At 68.0% G+C, this 16,961-nt stretch carries 17 protein-coding genes and 1 pseudogene; 8 read left to right on the top strand and 10 right to left on the bottom strand.

Translation table 11 applies throughout. The features are described 5' to 3' along the window. Nucleotides 1-66: 66 nt before the first annotated feature. The 5 genes and pseudogenes from ABD156_RS18270 (at nt 67) to ABD156_RS18250 (ending at nt 1,915) form a co-directional block, all read left to right on the top strand. Nucleotides 67-303, top strand: coding sequence for a hypothetical protein (locus tag ABD156_RS18270; RefSeq protein ID WP_344274372.1), 237 nt, complete (start codon nt 67-69; stop codon nt 301-303). Beyond that, a complete protein-coding gene (locus tag ABD156_RS18265) occupies nt 300-572 on the top strand; it encodes a hypothetical protein (protein ID WP_344274369.1) in 273 nt (90 codons plus the stop codon). Before ABD156_RS18270 ends, ABD156_RS18265 begins: the two co-directional genes overlap by 4 nt. After that, the gene (locus ABD156_RS18260; RefSeq protein ID WP_344274367.1) at nt 573-695 is read left to right on the top strand and encodes a hypothetical protein; all 123 of its coding nucleotides are present in this window, start codon (nt 573-575) and stop codon (nt 693-695) included. A 51-nt stretch (nt 696-746) separates the two neighbouring features. Next, nucleotides 747-1,372, top strand: a pseudogene (locus ABD156_RS18255) (helix-turn-helix domain-containing protein). A 12-nt stretch (nt 1,373-1,384) separates the two neighbouring features. Then, entirely contained in the window at nt 1,385-1,915 is a 531-nt protein-coding gene (locus ABD156_RS18250; RefSeq protein WP_344274361.1) for a hypothetical protein, read from the top strand. 733 nt (nt 1,916-2,648) lie between these two features. Here the strand turns inward: ABD156_RS18250 and ABD156_RS18245 are convergent. The 9 genes from ABD156_RS18245 to ABD156_RS18205 all read right to left on the bottom strand — a co-directional run bounded on the left by ABD156_RS18245 (nt 2,649) and on the right by ABD156_RS18205 (nt 12,411). Then, the gene (locus ABD156_RS18245; protein WP_344274358.1) at nt 2,649-2,867 is read right to left on the bottom strand and encodes a hypothetical protein; all 219 of its coding nucleotides are present in this window, start codon (nt 2,865-2,867) and stop codon (nt 2,649-2,651) included. An 84-nt stretch (nt 2,868-2,951) separates the two neighbouring features. Then, complete coding sequence (locus ABD156_RS18240; protein WP_344274356.1) at nt 2,952-3,659, bottom strand: hypothetical protein; 708 nt, start codon at nt 3,657-3,659, stop codon at nt 2,952-2,954. 666 nt (nt 3,660-4,325) lie between these two features. Then, entirely contained in the window at nt 4,326-4,916 is a 591-nt protein-coding gene (locus ABD156_RS18235) for a TetR/AcrR family transcriptional regulator (protein WP_344274354.1), read from the bottom strand. Nucleotides 4,917-5,049: 133 nt separating this feature from the next. Continuing rightward, entirely contained in the window at nt 5,050-5,865 is an 816-nt protein-coding gene (locus ABD156_RS18230; RefSeq protein ID WP_344274351.1) for an ABC transporter ATP-binding protein, read from the bottom strand. Next, the gene (locus ABD156_RS18225; RefSeq protein WP_344274348.1) at nt 5,862-7,688 is read right to left on the bottom strand and encodes a dipeptide/oligopeptide/nickel ABC transporter permease/ATP-binding protein; all 1,827 of its coding nucleotides are present in this window, start codon (nt 7,686-7,688) and stop codon (nt 5,862-5,864) included. Before ABD156_RS18225 ends, ABD156_RS18230 begins: the two co-directional genes overlap by 4 nt. After that, entirely contained in the window at nt 7,685-8,626 is a 942-nt protein-coding gene (locus ABD156_RS18220) for an ABC transporter permease (protein ID WP_344274345.1), read from the bottom strand. The genes ABD156_RS18225 and ABD156_RS18220 overlap by 4 nt, the downstream gene beginning before the upstream one ends. Nucleotides 8,627-8,692: 66 nt before the next feature. Next, nucleotides 8,693-10,216, bottom strand: a complete 1,524-nt coding sequence (locus ABD156_RS18215; protein WP_344274342.1) for an ABC transporter substrate-binding protein — start codon at nt 10,214-10,216, stop codon at nt 8,693-8,695. A gap of 172 nt (nt 10,217-10,388) precedes the next feature. Beyond that, a complete protein-coding gene (locus tag ABD156_RS18210; RefSeq protein WP_344274339.1) occupies nt 10,389-11,366 on the bottom strand; it encodes a methyltransferase family protein in 978 nt (325 codons plus the stop codon). Nucleotides 11,367-11,454: 88 nt separating this feature from the next. Then, nucleotides 11,455-12,411 carry an aldo/keto reductase gene (locus ABD156_RS18205; protein WP_344274336.1) on the bottom strand — a complete coding sequence of 319 codons (957 nt, stop codon included), beginning with the start codon at nt 12,409-12,411 and terminating at the stop codon, nt 11,455-11,457. An 86-nt stretch (nt 12,412-12,497) separates the two neighbouring features. Here ABD156_RS18205 and ABD156_RS18200 point away from each other — a divergent pair, with 86 nt between their 5' ends. Continuing rightward, nucleotides 12,498-13,220: an SDR family NAD(P)-dependent oxidoreductase gene (locus ABD156_RS18200; RefSeq protein ID WP_344274333.1), complete on the top strand. Its 723-nt coding sequence runs from the start codon at nt 12,498-12,500 to the stop codon at nt 13,218-13,220. A 63-nt stretch (nt 13,221-13,283) separates the two neighbouring features. On the opposite strand, the gene ABD156_RS18195 is transcribed toward ABD156_RS18200, so the two are convergent. Next, nucleotides 13,284-14,645 carry an amidohydrolase gene (locus ABD156_RS18195; RefSeq protein ID WP_344274330.1) on the bottom strand — a complete coding sequence of 454 codons (1,362 nt, stop codon included), beginning with the start codon at nt 14,643-14,645 and terminating at the stop codon, nt 13,284-13,286. Nucleotides 14,646-14,749: 104 nt separating this feature from the next. On the opposite strand from ABD156_RS18195, the gene ABD156_RS18190 reads away from it, so the two are divergent. Together ABD156_RS18190 and ABD156_RS18185 are read left to right on the top strand one after the other, a co-directional pair. Then, a complete protein-coding gene (locus tag ABD156_RS18190) occupies nt 14,750-15,859 on the top strand; it encodes a zinc-binding dehydrogenase (RefSeq protein ID WP_344274327.1) in 1,110 nt (369 codons plus the stop codon). Between the two features lie 57 nt (nt 15,860-15,916). Further along, nucleotides 15,917-16,882, top strand: coding sequence for an aldo/keto reductase (locus ABD156_RS18185; RefSeq protein ID WP_344274324.1), 966 nt, complete (start codon nt 15,917-15,919; stop codon nt 16,880-16,882). Nucleotides 16,883-16,961 lie beyond the last annotated feature (79 nt).

Genomic DNA, 16,961 nt, shown 5'->3' with positions numbered 1-16,961 from the left:
AGAGTACAGACCTGGGTTTCCCGTAGGGAAACTTTTGTGACCTGCACGTTTGTACGGTCTCTGACCATGCGTAGTCGACCGCCTACCGCCGATCTCCTCACTGGGTGCGCTTGCCGGACGCCGGACAACACCGAGAGCGTCCTGCGCGTCCAGGTCGACGCCAACGGCCAAATAGCCCTTTCCGGCCCGGTTGGCGTGGCGCTGCTCACCGCGGAGCAAGTCGCAGTGTTGCGCAATCTGCTCGGCGACGCGCTCACGGTCTCACTCCGCGACGCCTGCACCCATCGGCGGCGTCCGACATGAACGCGCTGATCTACCTCAACCTCGACCACCTCCACCCAGTGATCAATGGGGTCTGGCATCACGCCCGTTTTGCCGCAGTGCCCGCACCGGGCGACGCAATCACCACGCTGTGCGGAGAAACCGCCGTCGCGGTCTTCGAGCCGATGACCAGGCGTGGCACCAGCGGCCCGCCGCTTCAGTGCCCGTTCTGCGACGTCGCGCACCGCCGCGCGTCGGGATGGGCCGTCCGGCCGGATCACCCCGGCCTGCTACCACGCAGGAGGCCGTGAATGGGCTGGTGGATCGAAGCTGACGGAACCGAGACCCTGACCGACCCCGAGACCGGGCGAATCATCGCCGAGACCGTGACCGACTCCAGTGCCGATGAAACCGTCGCCAACGAAAAGGCATGAAGCGTGATAGTGGACAACAAATACGAACACAGCGCGGACCAGCCGCGAGTCATGCTTCTCGGCGCCGCCCTGCGCCGGTTGCGCATCGAGAACCGATGGGGGCTCCGCGAGCTGGCTCGACGGCTCGGCACGAACCCCGCCTTGGTGTCGAACTGGGAACTGGGGCAACGAACCCCGGCCGTAGAGGACGTGGCGTGCTACCTGGGCGCGCTCGGCATAGTCGGGCAGGACAAAAAACGCATCTTGCACCTCGCACACACCCTTACACCAGGCATCGTGATCTCAGGCGACCAGACCGTGCCACACCACCTGGCCACCCTGCTCGACGTGGAAGCAGCAGCCAAGACAGCAACGATCTGGGAACCCGTGCTGGTTCCAGACCTGCTGCAACTCCCCGACTACACCCGCGAAGTCCTCCTCGCCCTCGGCCGCAGCCCCGGCAAAGCCGCGGAGCTTGTCGAGCTGCGGAAGTTCCGAGAGGGAATCCTCCACGGCCCGAAGGCCAACCCATCACCGCCTACATCGGCGAAATGGTCCTCACCAAGCTCGCGGCCTCGGCAATGACCACAGCCGCACAGCTATGGCATCTGGCCACGCTTAACCGGAAAGCCAACCAGGTCACCGTCCGCGTCGTGCCTTTCGGCATCAGCAGCCATCCCGCCTTGGCCAGCTCCTGATCCTTCTACAAGATGACCCGACCCGTCGTCTACCTCAACCACGTCAACTCGGCCACCTTCGTCGACGACCAGTCCGACTACTACACCCGTGCCATCGCCGAACTCGCCAGAATCGCTCTGACCCAAGAGGAATCCACCCAGGCACTGATCCAGTTCGCCGCCAAACATGCCGATCCCCTACGGCAGGACAAAGAGGAGACCTCACGGAATCCGCAGTTGCCCCCTCGCGAGACGCGTCGGCCGGATCCTTCGGACCACCGCCGGAATGACCTGCTGACCGCCGCGACGGAACTTCTTCCGCAGCGCACGATCAGCTCACGCCCAAATCACGCGACAACGGGGGCAGGGTTCGATGACCGCTCGCCGCCGCCTGACGGTCACCGACCTCGCTCCGTTATAGCGCAGCCGCAGCGCTACATTCCGATCTGCAGGACGGGCGGAACAGCAAGACAAGAGGGCGACATGTACGAGGTATCCGACGCCGTCCACGGCAACACCGACAAGCACCTGTGCGGCGGTGCGGTCTTTCAGTTCGACGCGTGACCAACAAACCCATGCCACAGCGGTGAAAAGCAGGGCAAACGACGGGCCGTGGACCTTGACCAGGATTACGGTCGCGCCCGCCGCAACAACCGCGTCCCTTGAGATTTGAACTTCTGTCCGAAGGCCACGGCCAACCCGACAACCAAGCAAGCCAGTTCGGTGGCGGCGAGGGCCATCATCCCGCCGGGAGTTGCCGACCAGCACCGGTAAGAACCCGTCGGCCGCTCCAATCTCCTCATCAGCGTCCTGTACGGCAAAAGCCTTGGCCCTGACCTGGTCGCCGCCGCTGCCCCGATGAGCATCAACTTGTGTCCCGGACGGCTTCCCCAGCACCGCGGCGTAAGGCCCGTCCTGACACTGCAGGCGCTCCTTTGCCGCCGACGCCGAGAACACAGCCGTCTGGACGAGTTGGGCCCACAGCCAATGCCAGGCACTGGTCGACAAGTGCCGCAACAACGTCCACGTCAGGCGAGCGCCCGGTCCTCGCCACGCAGAAGCGCATCAGTATGAGTCTCGTGGCCGCACCCGGCACTACGCCGTCATCCTCCGAAATGTCGCGGCGTCGAGATGAAGCTGAGTTGATCGCGCGAGAATGCGCAGCGTCGACCGGCGGGTGCATTCCTTGCCTGTCCGCTCATGGGGCTCGTGCGTTCGGTTCCGAGTCGCGGTGAACAGATCGCGAAGCGCAGGAGCTGCACCGAACGTTGTGCAGATTCAGCAATAACGCTGCCCGTCAGCGACGGCGCTGTCCTTCGTCGTTGTAGTGGTCGGTTACGACGAATGCGGTGTCGTGCAAGGTTTCACCGACCGGGGTTTGCGCCCATGCCGCCACTTTCTCCTGGCTCGTGGCGAGGTTCAACAGCGCGAGCAGGTCGGCCGCCGCCGGTCGCGTGGCAAGCGCACAACGAATGACTGGCTCGCCGTGCGCCTTGACAGGGGTAGCCCTCTTCATCCCGTTCGTCCGCCTCCCAACGGTCGATCGCCACGCCCCACTGCGCTCGTTCGCCGTCGGCACCGGGCAAAGGAGCCTCCACGTTCAGGAAAAACCCGTCCAGGTCCTCTGGTTCCGCAGTGATCGAAGGGTCCTCCAACCGTAGACGAGCCTCCATGTTGCCGACCTGCGCCTCAACGTCGAGCAGCAGCCGCTCATCGATGATGGCCTCACGAACTTCCTGGTCGCCAGCTCCTGCCTCGATGCGGTCCACAAGGTCGCGGTCACTGCGGCCGAGACCGGTCCGCTCGTCGAACACCACGATCGGGTTCTCGAAATCCCAGATGCGTTGGGCTTTGTCATCGGGAATCTCGACCCCTCCGAGAACTCGGCGAGCGCGGCGCGCAGCCAGCGCTCCTCCGTTTCCAGTTCCGCCTCGACCGCCATCCGGACCGGAGCCGGCACCCCCGCGGTCGCCTCGTCGAGATCGATCAACGCTCCGTGGAGCAGCCACATCACCTGCTCATACCACAGACTGTGGGTGCCTTCGAGCAGGCTGGCGCGCACCGCGCGGTCGGTTAGCGCAGCGAGGTGTCTCGCAGGATAGTAGTTGACCCTCCGATTGCGTTCGTCGTGCACGCTCACCGGAACAGTGGCACACGCTGAGATTCGGTTCAAGGCATCGACAATCGGCCTCGCCACTTTGCTGGAATCGACGCTCGTCACGGTCGAGGCCACCATGCCGCCCCACCCGCGATAGTTGGCCAGAATCTGGATCTTTCCGCGCTGCGCATGCTGAGAGTAGATCGTCACCGCAAAGAAACCCTTCTGATCAGCGTGCCCATGGGGTACGCAGACCTGGGAAAAGTAAGGTACAGGGCTGAGGTGGTGGCGCAGGCACGAACCCACGCTCCATACCCGCGTAAAGGAGGTTGGCGGTGGTCCAGGTGCGATCCCGAACTCCTTACCTTCTTAGGACATTACCCGAACCACGATGGCACAGCTATCCACGACGCCTCGAGTCGTCAGCCCCACCTGACTGCAACGTATCGAAGCTGCCGATGCCGACGGGATATCCGGCCTTAGCGGGCCGCGCCGCGCTGAGGTGCCGATTCGCCCGGGGCCGACGAAGTTCAGCCGGACGTCCGCCCGCGCAGAAGATGGACTGACGGTCGTTTCCCGCCATGTCCGACGGGACGCGCCAGACCGTCCCCATCGTCTGAGCTGTCCAGCACGAAGGGCAGATCGACGTCCGCTCTGCCAACGGATCTGCGGCCGCCTGATATCGAGGTGCCAGCGCTCTCACGAAGCGAACCCACAGGGCCAGCCCGTTTCTCCGGATGCTGTGCTCACGGCTTGAGAACCCGCCAACTTCCCGTAGCTCAATACGAAGCCGAAACGCGGGCAGTCGCAATCAGCTTCGGGATGCGCCACGCAACCCCAAAAGCAATGTCGCCCCCCAGGCGACGAGCGGAACCCTCAATCCCCGATCCGAGCCATCAACCCGTCCACATAAGCCCGATACCGCCCAGCGACCTTCCCCACCGGATGCATCAACGAAGTCACATTGGCCCCGATGGAAACCGCGATGATCTCATCCGCCAGCACCCCGATCACCGGAGCGTCAGCAGACTCCTCTTTCCCCCGGGCGGCAGCGATCCGCACAGTCAGCTCAGCCCGCCAACTGTCCAGCAAATCCCGATACTGCCGAGCAAGATCCGGATTGGCCACGGAATGCTCCCACAACACGAGCAACACCCGAGCCGACGCGATCTGATGCGCATCCGTAGGAATAGCCGCCTCGACAAACCCCCGCAAAGACTCCACCGGCCCCAATGAAGGGTCCAGTTCGGACATCCGCTGCGAGGTCTCCTGCAGCACGCTCTCGAACGTAGCCGCGATGATGCTGTCCTTGCTGGGGAAGTAGTGCTTGAGGGCACCGTTCGCGAACCCGGCCGCGGTGACGATGCTGCGCATCGTCGCCGCCTCGAACCCGCCTTCGATGATCAGCTTTTTGGCGACCTCGACGATTTCCCGTCGTCGCTGATCGTGATCGATGACCTTCGGCATGGTTACAGACTCTAACCCGTATTCTCCCGCGACGGATGTGACCCTGCTCGACCGCACGCGGGAGCGGCGAGCCCGGAAAAGCGGGCACGGAGAACCGACCGCCGACGTCCAAGGCGGCCACAAGAAGAGGGGCCTACCCCAGGCCCAGCCGAGCCGCCCGTCTCTCCGCCTGCCGGGCCGGATCCGCCACCGGGGCGGCCAGGAGCAGCCGCTGCGTGTACGGATGCTCCGGCGCCCGCGTGACCACCGCCGTAGGACCGGATTCCACGATCTCTCCCTGGTACAGCACCGAAACCCGGTGACAGATCCGATGCACGACCCCCAGGTCGTGCGACACGAACAGGTAAGACACCCCGGTCTCGCGCTGCAGTTCCAGGAACAGCTCGAGAATCGTCGCCTGCGTGGTCAGGTCGAGCGCGCTCACCGGCTCGTCGCACACGATGAGCCGCGGCCGCCGCACCAGCGCCCGCGCGATCGCGATCCGCTGCCGCTGTCCGCCGGAGAACTCCCCCGGATACCGGTGCACCGTGTCGGCGGGCAGCCGCACCCGGTCGAGCATGTCCGCGACCACCGTCCGCGCGTCCGCTCGCGAAGTCCCGGCCACCAGCAGCGGTTCGGCGAGCACTTCGCCGACGGTCATCGTCGGGTCCAGCGATCCGTACGGATCCTGGAACACCACCTGGATGTCGCTGGCCAGCCGGCGCCGCACCGCGCCCCGCGCGTGCGTGATGTCCTCGCCGTCGAAGGTGATCCGGCCGGACTCCGGCGCGGCGAGGCCGAGGACGGCTTTGCCCAAAGTGGACTTCCCCGACCCGCTTTCGCCGACCAGTCCGACGCATTCGCCCGGCTTGACGTCCAGCGAAATCCCCTTCAGCGCCCGGAATCGCACCCGGCGGCTGAGCCGGTAGTCGACCACGAGGTCCTCGATCGCGAGCAGCGGAGCGGTCATCGTCCGGCCTCCTCTCCGGTCGCGTGGGCGAGCCCGCGCCGTTCCCAGGCTTCGTCCAACTCTTCCCGTCCTTCGGTGTCGTCCAGCGACGCGCTGATCAGCTCGGCGGTGTAGGGGTCCTCGGGCGCGCGGAAGATCCGTTCCACCGGACCGGTTTCCACGATCCGGCCGTCCTTCATCACCACGACACGGTCGCAGATGTCCGCGACGACGCCGAAGTTGTGCGTCACGATCACCAGCGCCATCCCGTACTCGGCCTGCAGTTCGCGCAGCAGCTCCAGCACCTCGGCCTGCACCGTCACGTCGAGGGCGGTCGTCGGCTCGTCGGCAACCAGCAGCGACGGCCGCCCGGCCACCGCGCCGGCGATCAGCACGCGCTGCGCCATGCCGCCGGAGATCTGGTGCGGGTAGCTCGCCATCACGCGGTCCGGGTCGGTGAGGCCGACTTGCAGCAGCACCTCGCGCGCCCGTTCCTTCGCCGCGGCCTTGTCCAGCCCGTGCACGCGGCGCAGCGGCTCGACGAGCTGGTGGCCGATCAGGTAGCACGGGTCGAGGTTGGTCATCGGTTCCTGCGGCACGTACCCGATCTCACGTCCGAGCAGCTTCGCCCGCTCCGCCGCTTTGCCGACCTCGCGCCCGCCGACCCAGATCCCGTCCGCGACCGCGGTCCCGCCCGCCGGCAGGAGGTCGAGCACCGAGAACACCGTCTGCGTCTTGCCCGAGCCGGATTCGCCGACGATCCCGAGCACCTCGCCAGGAGCCGCGTCCAGCGACACTCCGCGCACGACCTCCTTGACGCCCTTGTCCGTCGCATAACCGACCCGCAGGTTCTCGATCCGCAGCGCGCAATCCGCCGCCGCGTGCTCGTGCGCACCCGAAGCCGCGCCGCCGTCCAACGCATCCGGCGAAGGAGCCGCGAGCGCTTCCCGCACGCGAGCCCGGCCGCGCCGCGTCGGCTGTTCGGCGCGAACACTGACCAGGTCCGCGAGCGTCGAGCCGATGAACGCCAGCGCGGCGATGGTGACGCCCAGCGCGATCGACGGCCACAGCAGGATCAGCGGGTACGTCAGCATGTTCAGGAAGCCGTCGTTCATCGTCTGGCCCCAGCTGGGCGTGGACGCCGAGCCGATGCCGAGGAACTGCAGACCGGCCTGCATGCCGATGGCGAGCCCGGCGGTGAGCGCGGTCTGCACGATGATCGGCGCGTACACGGCGCGCAGCAGGTGCGTGCGCAGGATTCGCAGCGTGCCGACACCAGCCACGCGCGCGGCGTCGATGTACGGCTCGCGGCGCACCGTCAAAGCCCGGGCGCGGGTGATCCGGTAATAGCCGGGCGCGAGGAACACACCGAGCGCGATCATCAGCACGGTGAAGTCCTGGCCCGTGCCGGCCGCGACGACCAGCAGCACGATCATGCCGGGCACCGACTGCAGCGCGTCGCTGATCCACGAGCAGATCCGGTCGGTCGCGCCGCCGAAGTACCCGGCGACCACGCCGGTCGGGACGCCGAGCACGATCCCGGTCACGCAAGTGATCAGGCCGCCGTACAGCGTGGTCCGCGCGCCGTAGAGCAGGCGGCTGAAGATGTCGCGTCCGGCGGAGTCGCCGCCGAGCAGGTGCCCGTTGCCGGGTTCGGCGTGGGTCAGCGCGAAGTCGACGTGGTTCGGGTCGTACGGGGCCAGCCACGGCGCGAACACCGCGGCCAGCACGACGATCGCGAACACGACCAGCGCGACGATGCCGACCGGGCGGCGGAAGTACCGGCGCAGCAGGGAAATCCGCTTCACCGGGGCGAGCGTGGCGGGGAACGGGGCAGCGGTCATCGGTCGCGCACCTTCGGGTTGACCCACCCGAGCACGAGGTCGAGCAGGAAGTTGACGATCACGACGAACACGACGGTCACCGCGGTCAGGCCGAGCAGCACCGGGATGTCCCCGATCTGCGACGCCGACTGCGTCAGGCTGCCGATCCCCGGCAGGTTGAACACGATCTCCACGACCACCGCGCCGCCGAGCAGGCCGACGAACATCAGCGCGAGCACGGTCAGCGCGGACGGCGAAGCGTTGCGCAGCACGTGCGTCGTGACGCGGCGCGACGACAGGCCGCGCGCCCGCAGCGTGCGGACGAAGTCTTGGTTGGCGACCTGGAGGAACCCGTTGCGCAGTTGTTCGGCGATCATCACGATCGCGCCGAGCGACAGCGAGATCGACGGCAGCGCGATCGACCGCAGCCAGCCGACCACCGACTGGTCCGGCGACACGTAGCCGACCGCGGGGAACCACTGCAGCTGGATCGCGAACCAGGTGACCAGCACGAGGCTGACCCAGAACCCGGGCAGCGCGAACAGCACCACCGAGGCGAGCTTCAGCACGCGGTCGACGACACCGCCGGGACGCAGGCCGCAGACGACCCCGACGAGCACGCCGAGGATCGCGGCGAGCAGCGTCGCGGCGACGACGACCGAAAGCGTCACGGGCACGCGCAGCGCGATCTGCTCGCCGACCGGCTGGAAATTCCGCCAGGAAGTCCCGAAATCGCCGGTGGCCGCGTGCGTCAGCCAGTCCCAGAACTGCGCGAGCAGCGGCCGGTCGTACCCGATCTGGGCGCGCAGCGCCGCCTGCTGCGCGGGGGTCGCGCTGTTGCCGAGCAGCCCGGCGGTCGGGTCCCCCACCGCCGTGTGCGCCAGGAAGAACGTGCCGCTCGTGACGAGCACGAGCAGCAGGATCCCGGACACCAGGCGTTTGACGATAAATGTGAGCATGTTCCGGCTCCTCCCCGGGGCGGGTCCATCCACAAAGGACAGACCCGCCCCGGGACGACGGGCGCGTCAGCCGCGCTGGATGAACCGCAGCGTCGGGAACATCATGCCGGTGATCGGCGTGACGGTGATGCCCTTGACGCTGAAGTAGAGGTTGTCGGCCTGATACCAGACGTTCCACCAGGCGAGGTCCACGAGCTTCGTGTTGAGCTCCTTGAGCGCGGCGGTCTGGGCCGGGCCGGGCTGGGCCTGTTCCGCCTTCTGCACGAGGGCCTTCACCTCCGGGAAGGCGTCCACCGACGGCTTCGGGTTGTACCACTGCGACGACGTGACCTGGTCGGTCAGCGTGGCCATGTCGTTGCCGTCCATCGCGATCACCGCGAGGAACATCGGGTACGTCGGCGCGTTCTTCTGGTAGTCCGGCATCGACATGTTCTGCCAGTCGACCTTGATGCCCAGCTGCCCGAACGTCTGCTCGGCGGCGGGCTGCCACGCCTGGAAGATCGTCGACATCGGCATCTTCAGGCTGAACCCGTTCGCATAGCCGGCTTCGGCGAGCAGCTGCTTGGCCTTCGCGAGGTCAGTCTTGTACTTCCCGTTGCCCGCCGCGTCGTACACCTGGCTGCCGCTCGGCCACAGCTGGTCGGTGACCGTTCCGGCGTCGTTGCCGACCGCCTTGAGGATCCCCGCCGCGTCGAAGGCGTACGAGATCGCCTGCCGCACGCGCTGGTCGCCGAGCGCCTTCACCTGGCTGCCGGTGCGGTCAGCGAACTGCACGCCGACCCACGACGCCGGCTTCTTCGCGACGTTCCAGCCGTTCTGCTGCGCCTTCGGCAGGTTGGCCGCGTTGGCGAACTGGACGTTCAGCTGACCGGACAGCATCGCGTTGAAGCTGGCCGCCTGGTCGGTGATCGGGAACAGCCGCACCGTCGGGAACGGGTAGGTGGCGCTGTCCCAGTGCTTCGCGCGCTTCTTGAACACGTACTGCGACTGCGGCTGCGAGGAACCCTTGTCGAAGGTGTACGGGCCGGAGCCGTCGGGACCGTTCGCGAGCGAGTTGGCCTTGATCGCCTTGGGCGAGGCCATCCAGCTGCGGCCGAGGCCCATGAAGTACAGCAACGCGTCGTCGCGTTCGGACAGATGGAGCACGACGGTCGACGCGTCCTTCGCCTCGACGCTCTTCACGTCGATGTAGGCCTGCCCGGACCGCGTGCCGGACTTGAGGTGATTGAGGTTCTCGACCGCCGCGGCGGAGTCGAACTTCTGGCCGTCGTCGAACGCGACGTCGTCGCGCAGGTGCATCGTGAGGCTCAGCCGGTCGGCCGACCAGTCCCACGACTTCGCGAGCGCGGGGATCGGCTTGGCGTCCTTGTCCAAGGCGACCAGCGGGTCGTAGACCGCGGACAGGTACGGGCCGTCGAAGCCGATGTCGGCGTTGGCCGGGTCCCACGACGTCACGTCGAGGAACACGCCCGCCTTCAGCTCGTCGGTGCCCGCGCCCGCCCCGGCGGCGCCCGAGCCGGTGCATCCGGCGATCGCGAGCAGCGCCGCGGCGGCCGCCGCGAACAACGCCGCTGTCCTTGTCCTCGTCATTGAGTCCCTCTCTCAGGGTGCTGGACCGCCGGCGGGGTCGCTCGGCGCCCCGCCGGGAACGGCGGGCCGTCGAGTGCGGCCCGGCTCGCCGTGGTGCGGGATAGTCTACGATTGTCGGCTAAAAAATCAACGGGCCGGATGCGTTCGTTATCTCCCGGCCCCGCGGCCGTTTTCAGACGGCGTCGGCGACCAGAACGCGCGGGCTCCCGGGCAGTGCGAGGACATCGCATACGCGCCATCCTGCACCGTCCAGCCATTCGCGGACTTCCGCCTCCGGATAAACCACGGTTCCGTCGATCACGAAGTACTCCCCGGCGTGCAGCGCGTCGATCGGGCGCTGCCGTTCGTCGTCGTCGAGGAAGAAGTCCAGCAGCAGCAACGTCGCGCCGTCTCCGGCGGCGGCGCGGGCGTTGGCCAGGATTTTCCGGTTCTGTTCCGCGGTGAACCGGTGCACGACGTGGTTCACCATCACCAGATCGTGCTCGCCGCCCGGTTCCGCGGATTCGGTCGGCGCGGGGTCGATGCTGATGCGATCCGCGCACCCGGCGGCATTCACCGCGTCGGTGATCCCTTGCGTGGACTCGGGTCCGAAAACGAAGCGAGCGGTCAGTGCGGGATTCGCCCGCAACGCGCCGATCGCGAATTCCGGCGACAATCCGCCCAGATCGAGCATCGAGCGATACGGCGAGAAATCGAATGCGCGCGCGAGCATCGACGCGTGCAGCGAGTTGTAGCGCATCACGCCCGCCATGAACGTCGCCCAGCGGCCCTCGTCCATCTGGAGGTCGCCCGGTTTGCCACTGTCCACAGTGGTGTCGAACTGAAGCCAGTGTCCGTAGCTGATTTCGTTGAGAAAGGTCAGGAACGGTGCCAGATCCGTAGCACCGTTCCCTCCCAGGTACTCCTGCGCGTCCTCGGCCAGCGAGTAGCGGCCGTCGGTGCGCTCCAGCAGGCCGCGCGCGTTCATCGCGTCCGCCAGGATCCGGGTCAGCTGCTCGCCCGTGCCAGTGGCGGCGGCGAGCTCCGGCGCCGTTCGCGGACCGTCGGCGAGCGCGCGGAACAGACCGATCCGCGAGGCGGCGAACAACTGCTTCGCGCCCATGTACCCGATGGCGATGTCGACGATACGGTCCGGCGCTGGTTTCGTCATGTGGCGGCTCCTCACGGCGTCGGGGGTGCCTCTCCGGGCACCCCGGGGAGCTTTAGTCTACGCACGTCGACAAAAAACACCAGCCCCTTCACCAGGTTCCGTCGGCGGCGACTTCGCGGTCGAGCCACAGTTCCTTGGCCAGCTCGCGAATCCGGTCCGCGCCGACCCGGTCCAGCAAGGCGATCGCGCCGGCATTGTCCTCCAGCTGCGCCTGCCGCGATACGCCCACGAGGACGTTCGCGGTCGCGGGATTGGCCAGGCAGAAGGCAATTCCGAGCTGCGCGGGCGACGCGTCCAGCTCGGCGGCGATCTTTTGCACGGCAGGCCAGGCGTCGGCGATCTTCTCCCGGATGCCGCCGACATCCGCGCCGATCTTGCGATTCGGCTTCAAATTCCCGACGAGCAGCCCGCCTTCGAAAATGTCCGACGCCTGCAAGGCCAGCTGCCCGGAAGCGAACAGCGGCGCGTAGAACTCGCCCTCGGCCATCGACCGCCGCGCCAGCCCGTACTTGAGCTGAGCGAAAACCGGCGGCGCCAAACCACGTTTGCGCGCAATGTCAAAAGCTTTGCGCAGATCGTCAATGCGCCAATTGTTCACGCCCCACGCGCGGAACCGGCCAGCGTCGATCTGCTCGGCGACGTCCGCGACGACGCGCTCGAGGTCGACTTCGCCGAAGTAGTCGCCGACCACGACCAGATCGGCCGACTCGACGCCGACACGGTCTAGCGAGGTGTTCATTTGCTGCGCGAAGCCGACGTTCGGGTAGTCCCAGAGCCAGAGTTTCCCGCAGTAGAGCCAATCTTCGCGGGCGAGACCGGCTTCGCGGACCGCGCGGCCGAAGATCTGGTCGGTCGTGGAGCCCTCGGCGTGCGGGCCCATGTCGTAGTGCGCGACGTCGAAGAAGGCGTGCCCGAGTTCGGCCGCGCGGGCGATCAGCGCCACCGCGTCGCCGAACTCCATCCGGTCCCAGGTGTTCCACGAGCCGAGCGACAACGCCGGCACGCGCGGGAACGCCGGGCCCAGTCCAGGTCGATCCGTCGCCACGATTCCTCCTGCGATTCAAGGGGTTTATTTTCTACGCTTGTATACTATAAGCCCGCGTACCCCGCTCCCGGCGAAAGGAAACGACGATGCCCGCTGCCCGTACCGTGCTGATCACCGGAGGTGCCGGCGGCATCGGCGCCGCGATCGGCGCCGCCTTCGCCCAGGCCGGCGATTCCGTGGTGCTCGCCGACCTCGACGGCGCCGAAGAAGCCGCCAAATCGGTTGGCGGGCGCGGAATCCGGCTCGACATCACCGACGAGGCCGCGATCTCCGCGGCGCTCGACGAGGTCGGCCCGGTCGACATCCTGGTCAACAACGCCGGCCTCCTCAGCGTCCACGGGCGGTTGCTGGACCTGCCGGGCGCGGACCTGCTGCGCATTCTTTCGACCAACGTGCACGGCACGTTCCTGATGACGCAACTGGTCGCCCGCCGGATGGTCGAGCGCGGTGCGCCGGGCGTCGTGGTGAACCTGTCCTCGATCGGCGGGCGGCAGCCTACGCCCGGCATGGGCGGTTACGAAAGCAGCAAAGCGGCGGTCGACGCGTTGACGCGCTGGGCCGCGATCGAGTTGGCGGAGCACAAGATCCGGGTGAACGCGGTCGCCCCCGGCCCAGTCGCGACACCGATGCTCGCCGCCGCCATGCCGCCGGGATCGCCCGCCCACGACGCGTGGGTGGCACGGATCCCCGACGGCCGGATGGCCGCGGTCGAAGACGTCGCCGCCGCAGTGGTCTTCCTGGCAAGCCCCGCCGCCGCCCACATCACCGGCACCAGCCTCCCCGTGGACGGCGGCCAGCTGCTCACCTGAAATAGCTGTCCGTGAAGGGCTCCTTGAGGGAATCTGATTCCCTCAAGGAGCCCTTCACGGACGTTAGGCGATCTTCCCCGGCGTGCGCTCGTGCACGATCTGTCCATCGAGGACAGTCAGGTCGATTTCGACCTCGGGCAGTTCGGCGGGGGTCACCGAGAGCGGATCGGCGGACAACACACACAGATCAGCCGCCATTCCCGGCGCGAGCGTGCCCTTCCACGAAGCCGCGCCGTCCTGCTGAGCCGGGTGCACGGTGTAGCAGCGAAGCAGGGTTTCCATTCGCTGCCGCACGTTCTCGGCCGGGCCCATCCACTGGTCCGCGGCGGCGATTTCCTTTCGCCAGTCCGGCGGCAGCACCGGCGCATCCGAGGTCAGGCACAGCGGGATCCCGGCGTCCAGCGCCTCCTGCAGCGGCCACGCGGCGTCCGAACTGCCCGCTCCCAGTGCCGCGTCGACGACTCCGGCAGTCCGCACCGCGATCCCGGCCTGTGCGGACAGCCCGACCCCCAGCCGGGCCATCCGCTTCAGCTGCGCCGCGCTCACCAGGTCGCCGTGGATGACGTAGTGGCCGAGGTCGACGTCGCGCTCCTCCCGCGCCCGCTCGACGGCGTCCAGCATCAGCTCGATCGCCCGGTCCCCGGTCGCGTGCACGCCGACTTGCAGTCCGGCCTCGTGCGCGGTTCGGACCATCCGGGTGAAGTTCTCCTCCCGCTCCGGATCGTCCGCACCGCCGACGAGCAGATGGGCGTGACTGCCGTCGGCGTAGCAATGGTGGGTGTACGCCGAGCGCATCGGCGGGATGCCGTCAGCGAAGATCTTCACCCCGCGGAAGTTCAGCCGGCGCGGGTCCGGGCCTGGTCCGTCCACTGTGGCCAGTCCGGCGCGGAAGTTGTCGAACGTGCTCGGGCCGTCGAGTTCGCCGTACAGCCAGAGCGCGGTCACCCTTGCCCGCAGCTGTCCTTCGGCGGCCAGTTCCCGGTACTGCTCGACGACGGACATGCCGAACGCGCCGATGTGCCCGTTGTCCTCCCCCGGGCCGAGACCGGGTTCGGTGTAGCTCGTAATGCCCAGCGCGGCAAGGATTTCGCCCGCGCGGAGGATGGCCGCCCGGCGTTCGGCGGCGGTGCGCAGCGGTTTCTCCGGGCCGGGTCCGGGCGCGCCGTCGTCGGCGAACAGGGTGTCCGGCCACAGCGCGCCGAGCCAGGCGCCGTGCAGGTGCGCGTCGTTGATGCCCGGCAGCACCGCGCGGCCGCCGAGGTCGAGCACTTTCGTGCCGGGTCCGATCAGCTCCCGCACGTCCGCGTCGGTTCCGGCACGCAGCACGCGTCCGTCCCGCACGGCCAGCGCGGTCGCGGGCGCGGCACCGGCCATGGTGTGCACCGCTGCTGCCCGCAAGACGAGATCCGCAACTGAGGTCGGCACAGGCGCTCCTGGAGGGATTCGGGGACTCGACATTTTTGTCGACGTCCGTAGACTAACCCATCACACGGCCCTCCCGGGCCCGCCAGCCCCCGGAAAGGTTTCCCATGACCGTCCCGACTTCCACCCGCGCCGCGGTGCTGACCGAGCACGGCGCGCCGCTGGAGCTGACCGAACTCCCGCTGCCCGCCGAGCTCGAAGCCGGCGCGGCGCTGGTCCGCGTCTCGTGCGCGACGCTGTGCGGCACGGACGTGGAGATCTGGTCCGGGAAGATGAGTTTTCCCGGCATGCTGCCGATGGTGCTGGGCCACGAAATGGTCGGCGAAGTGGTGGCGGCCGGACCGGACACCCGCGACGCGCTCGGCCGCGAGGTGACGGTCGGATCCCGGATCGGCTGGTCGGAGTCGACCTGCGGCGAGTGCTACGGCTGCACGGTGCTGCGCGAACCGGTCGCGTGTTCCCGGCGCGGCTACGGATTCCTGCAGCGATCGGACGTCGCACCGTTCGCGACCGCCGGATTGTGCGAATATGCCTACGTCGTCCCGGGCGCGGCGAAGCTCCTGCTGCCCGCCGAAGTGCCCGACACCTGGGCCTCGATGGCCGGATGCGCGGCGAAAACCGTGCTGCGGGCGTTCGACCGGGTCGGCGGCGTCCGGCCCGGATCTCGCGTGGTGGTGCAGGGATCCGGCGCGCTGGGCCTGTTCGCGACCGCGGTCGCGCACCTCAGCGGGGCGGGCAGCGTCATCACCGTCGGCGCTCCCACGTCGCGGCTGGAGCTGGCGAAGGAGTTCGGCGCCGACGACGTGGTCGATGTCGCCGGGGGTTCGGACGCGATCGTCGAGCGCGTCACCGAACTGACCGGCGGACACGGCGGCGATCTCGTGCTCGACTTCGCGGGTGCGCCGTCGATCGGTCGCGAAGCGGTCGCGATGGCGGCGCAGCGCGGCCGGGTCGTGATCGTCGGCAGCACCGGGCCGGAGCCGACGCCGGTCCCGCTCGGAACCGTGATGGGCAAGGAGCTGACTGTCGTCGGTTCGCTCAACGGCGACATCGCCGACTACCACCACGCGATCGAGTTCTTCGGTTCGTTCGCTGCCCGGATGCCGTGGGACCGGCTGTTCGGCGCCCCGGTCGGGCTGTCCGGCGCCAGCGAGCGGATCGAGGCCATGCACCGGCTGGACGAGACGAAAGCCGTCGTCGACCCGCGTCTTCCCTGATCTCCCGTTACGAGCCAATCCCTTACGAGCCAATCCCTTACGAGTCAAGGAGGTCTCGTGTCCGCATCCTCGCCCCTTCCCCGCCGCAAGGTCGGCACGTCCGGTTTGGACGTTTCGCTGCTTTCGCTCGGGTCGTGGCACACCTACGACCGGATGGACTTCGCCGATTCGGTCGCGATGATCCGCGCCGCGGTCGAGGCCGGCGTGAACCTGTTCGACGTCGGCGTCTACGGCATGCCCGGCCATCCGCCGGTCTTCACCGACGTGCTCTGGAGCGCGATCGTCCGCGCCGCCCGCATCCCGCGCGAGGACTACCTGGTCTCGGCGAAGCTGTGGATCGAAGGCTTCGGCGACCAGGGATTCCGTCCCCAGCTGGAAAACGCGTTCCTGCGCGGCGGCTTCGACGTCGCCGATCTCGTCATCCTCGGCGACCTGCGCCGCGACGACGTCGCCCTGGAAGACCTGGTCGAAGACCTCGCCGGGCTCACCCGCTCCGGGCTGATCCGCGCGTGGGGGGTCAACAACTGGTCCGCCAGGAACATCGCGCGGCTGCGCGAAATCGCCGAAGCGCTGCAGGTGCCGGGGCCGCAGATCGCGCAGCTGAAGTACAGCATCGGCCGCCGGTCCATTCCGGACGGCGAACCGTTCGCCCGGCTGTTCGCCGACGGTTTCGTCATGCAGGCCTCCGACGTCCTCGAAGGCGGGATCCTCGCCGGGCGCACTAAGCTGACCCGCGAGATCGGCCGCGACCCCGGCGACGTCCGCAAGCGGATCACCCGCGACGCGGCCAAGGTCGTGAAGGTCGCGGAGGAACTCGGCACCAGCGCGGCCCGGCTCGCGGTCGCGTTCACGCTGACGCATCCGGCGAACGTCACGACGCTCTTCGGCGCGACCCGGATGGAACAGCTCGAGGACAACCTCGCCGCGGTCGAGCTGGTCGAGAAGGTCGGGGCCGAGCAGATCCGCGCGCTGGTGGAGCCGTTCTGGGCCGACCGCGACGCCGTCGATCCCGAAGGCCCCTGAGCCACCCCTCGTCTTCACGTCCGTGAGGGGAACCCTGAGGGACTCAGAGTCCCGCAGGGTTCCCCTCACGGAACGCAAC

This window comes from Amycolatopsis albidoflavus, assembly GCF_039525725.1.
GTDB lineage: Bacteria > Actinomycetota > Actinomycetes > Mycobacteriales > Pseudonocardiaceae > Amycolatopsis > Amycolatopsis albidoflava.
The sequence above is the reverse complement of the archived record's forward strand: the minus strand, read 5'-3'. Positions and strand labels throughout refer to the sequence as shown.

Excerpts from the sequence above, each read along its gene's own strand:
- ABD156_RS18270 (WP_344274372.1), top strand. The coding sequence starts at position 67 with ATGCGTAGTCGACCGCCTACCGCCGATCTCCTCACTGGGTGCGCTTGC.
- ABD156_RS18265 (WP_344274369.1), top strand. The coding sequence starts at position 300 with ATGAACGCGCTGATCTACCTCAACCTCGACCACCTCCACCCAGTGATC.
- ABD156_RS18260 (WP_344274367.1), top strand. The coding sequence starts at position 573 with ATGGGCTGGTGGATCGAAGCTGACGGAACCGAGACCCTGACCGACCCC.
- ABD156_RS18250 (WP_344274361.1), top strand. The coding sequence starts at position 1,385 with ATGACCCGACCCGTCGTCTACCTCAACCACGTCAACTCGGCCACCTTC.
- ABD156_RS18245 (WP_344274358.1), bottom strand. The coding sequence starts at position 2,867 with ATGAAGAGGGCTACCCCTGTCAAGGCGCACGGCGAGCCAGTCATTCGT.
- ABD156_RS18235 (WP_344274354.1), bottom strand. The coding sequence starts at position 4,916 with ATGCCGAAGGTCATCGATCACGATCAGCGACGACGGGAAATCGTCGAG.
- ABD156_RS18230 (WP_344274351.1), bottom strand. The coding sequence starts at position 5,865 with ATGACCGCTCCGCTGCTCGCGATCGAGGACCTCGTGGTCGACTACCGG.
- ABD156_RS18225 (WP_344274348.1), bottom strand. The coding sequence starts at position 7,688 with ATGACCGCTGCCCCGTTCCCCGCCACGCTCGCCCCGGTGAAGCGGATT.
- ABD156_RS18220 (WP_344274345.1), bottom strand. The coding sequence starts at position 8,626 with ATGCTCACATTTATCGTCAAACGCCTGGTGTCCGGGATCCTGCTGCTC.
- ABD156_RS18215 (WP_344274342.1), bottom strand. The coding sequence starts at position 10,216 with ATGACGAGGACAAGGACAGCGGCGTTGTTCGCGGCGGCCGCCGCGGCG.
- ABD156_RS18210 (WP_344274339.1), bottom strand. The coding sequence starts at position 11,366 with ATGACGAAACCAGCGCCGGACCGTATCGTCGACATCGCCATCGGGTAC.
- ABD156_RS18200 (WP_344274333.1), top strand. The coding sequence starts at position 12,498 with ATGCCCGCTGCCCGTACCGTGCTGATCACCGGAGGTGCCGGCGGCATC.
- ABD156_RS18190 (WP_344274327.1), top strand. The coding sequence starts at position 14,750 with ATGACCGTCCCGACTTCCACCCGCGCCGCGGTGCTGACCGAGCACGGC.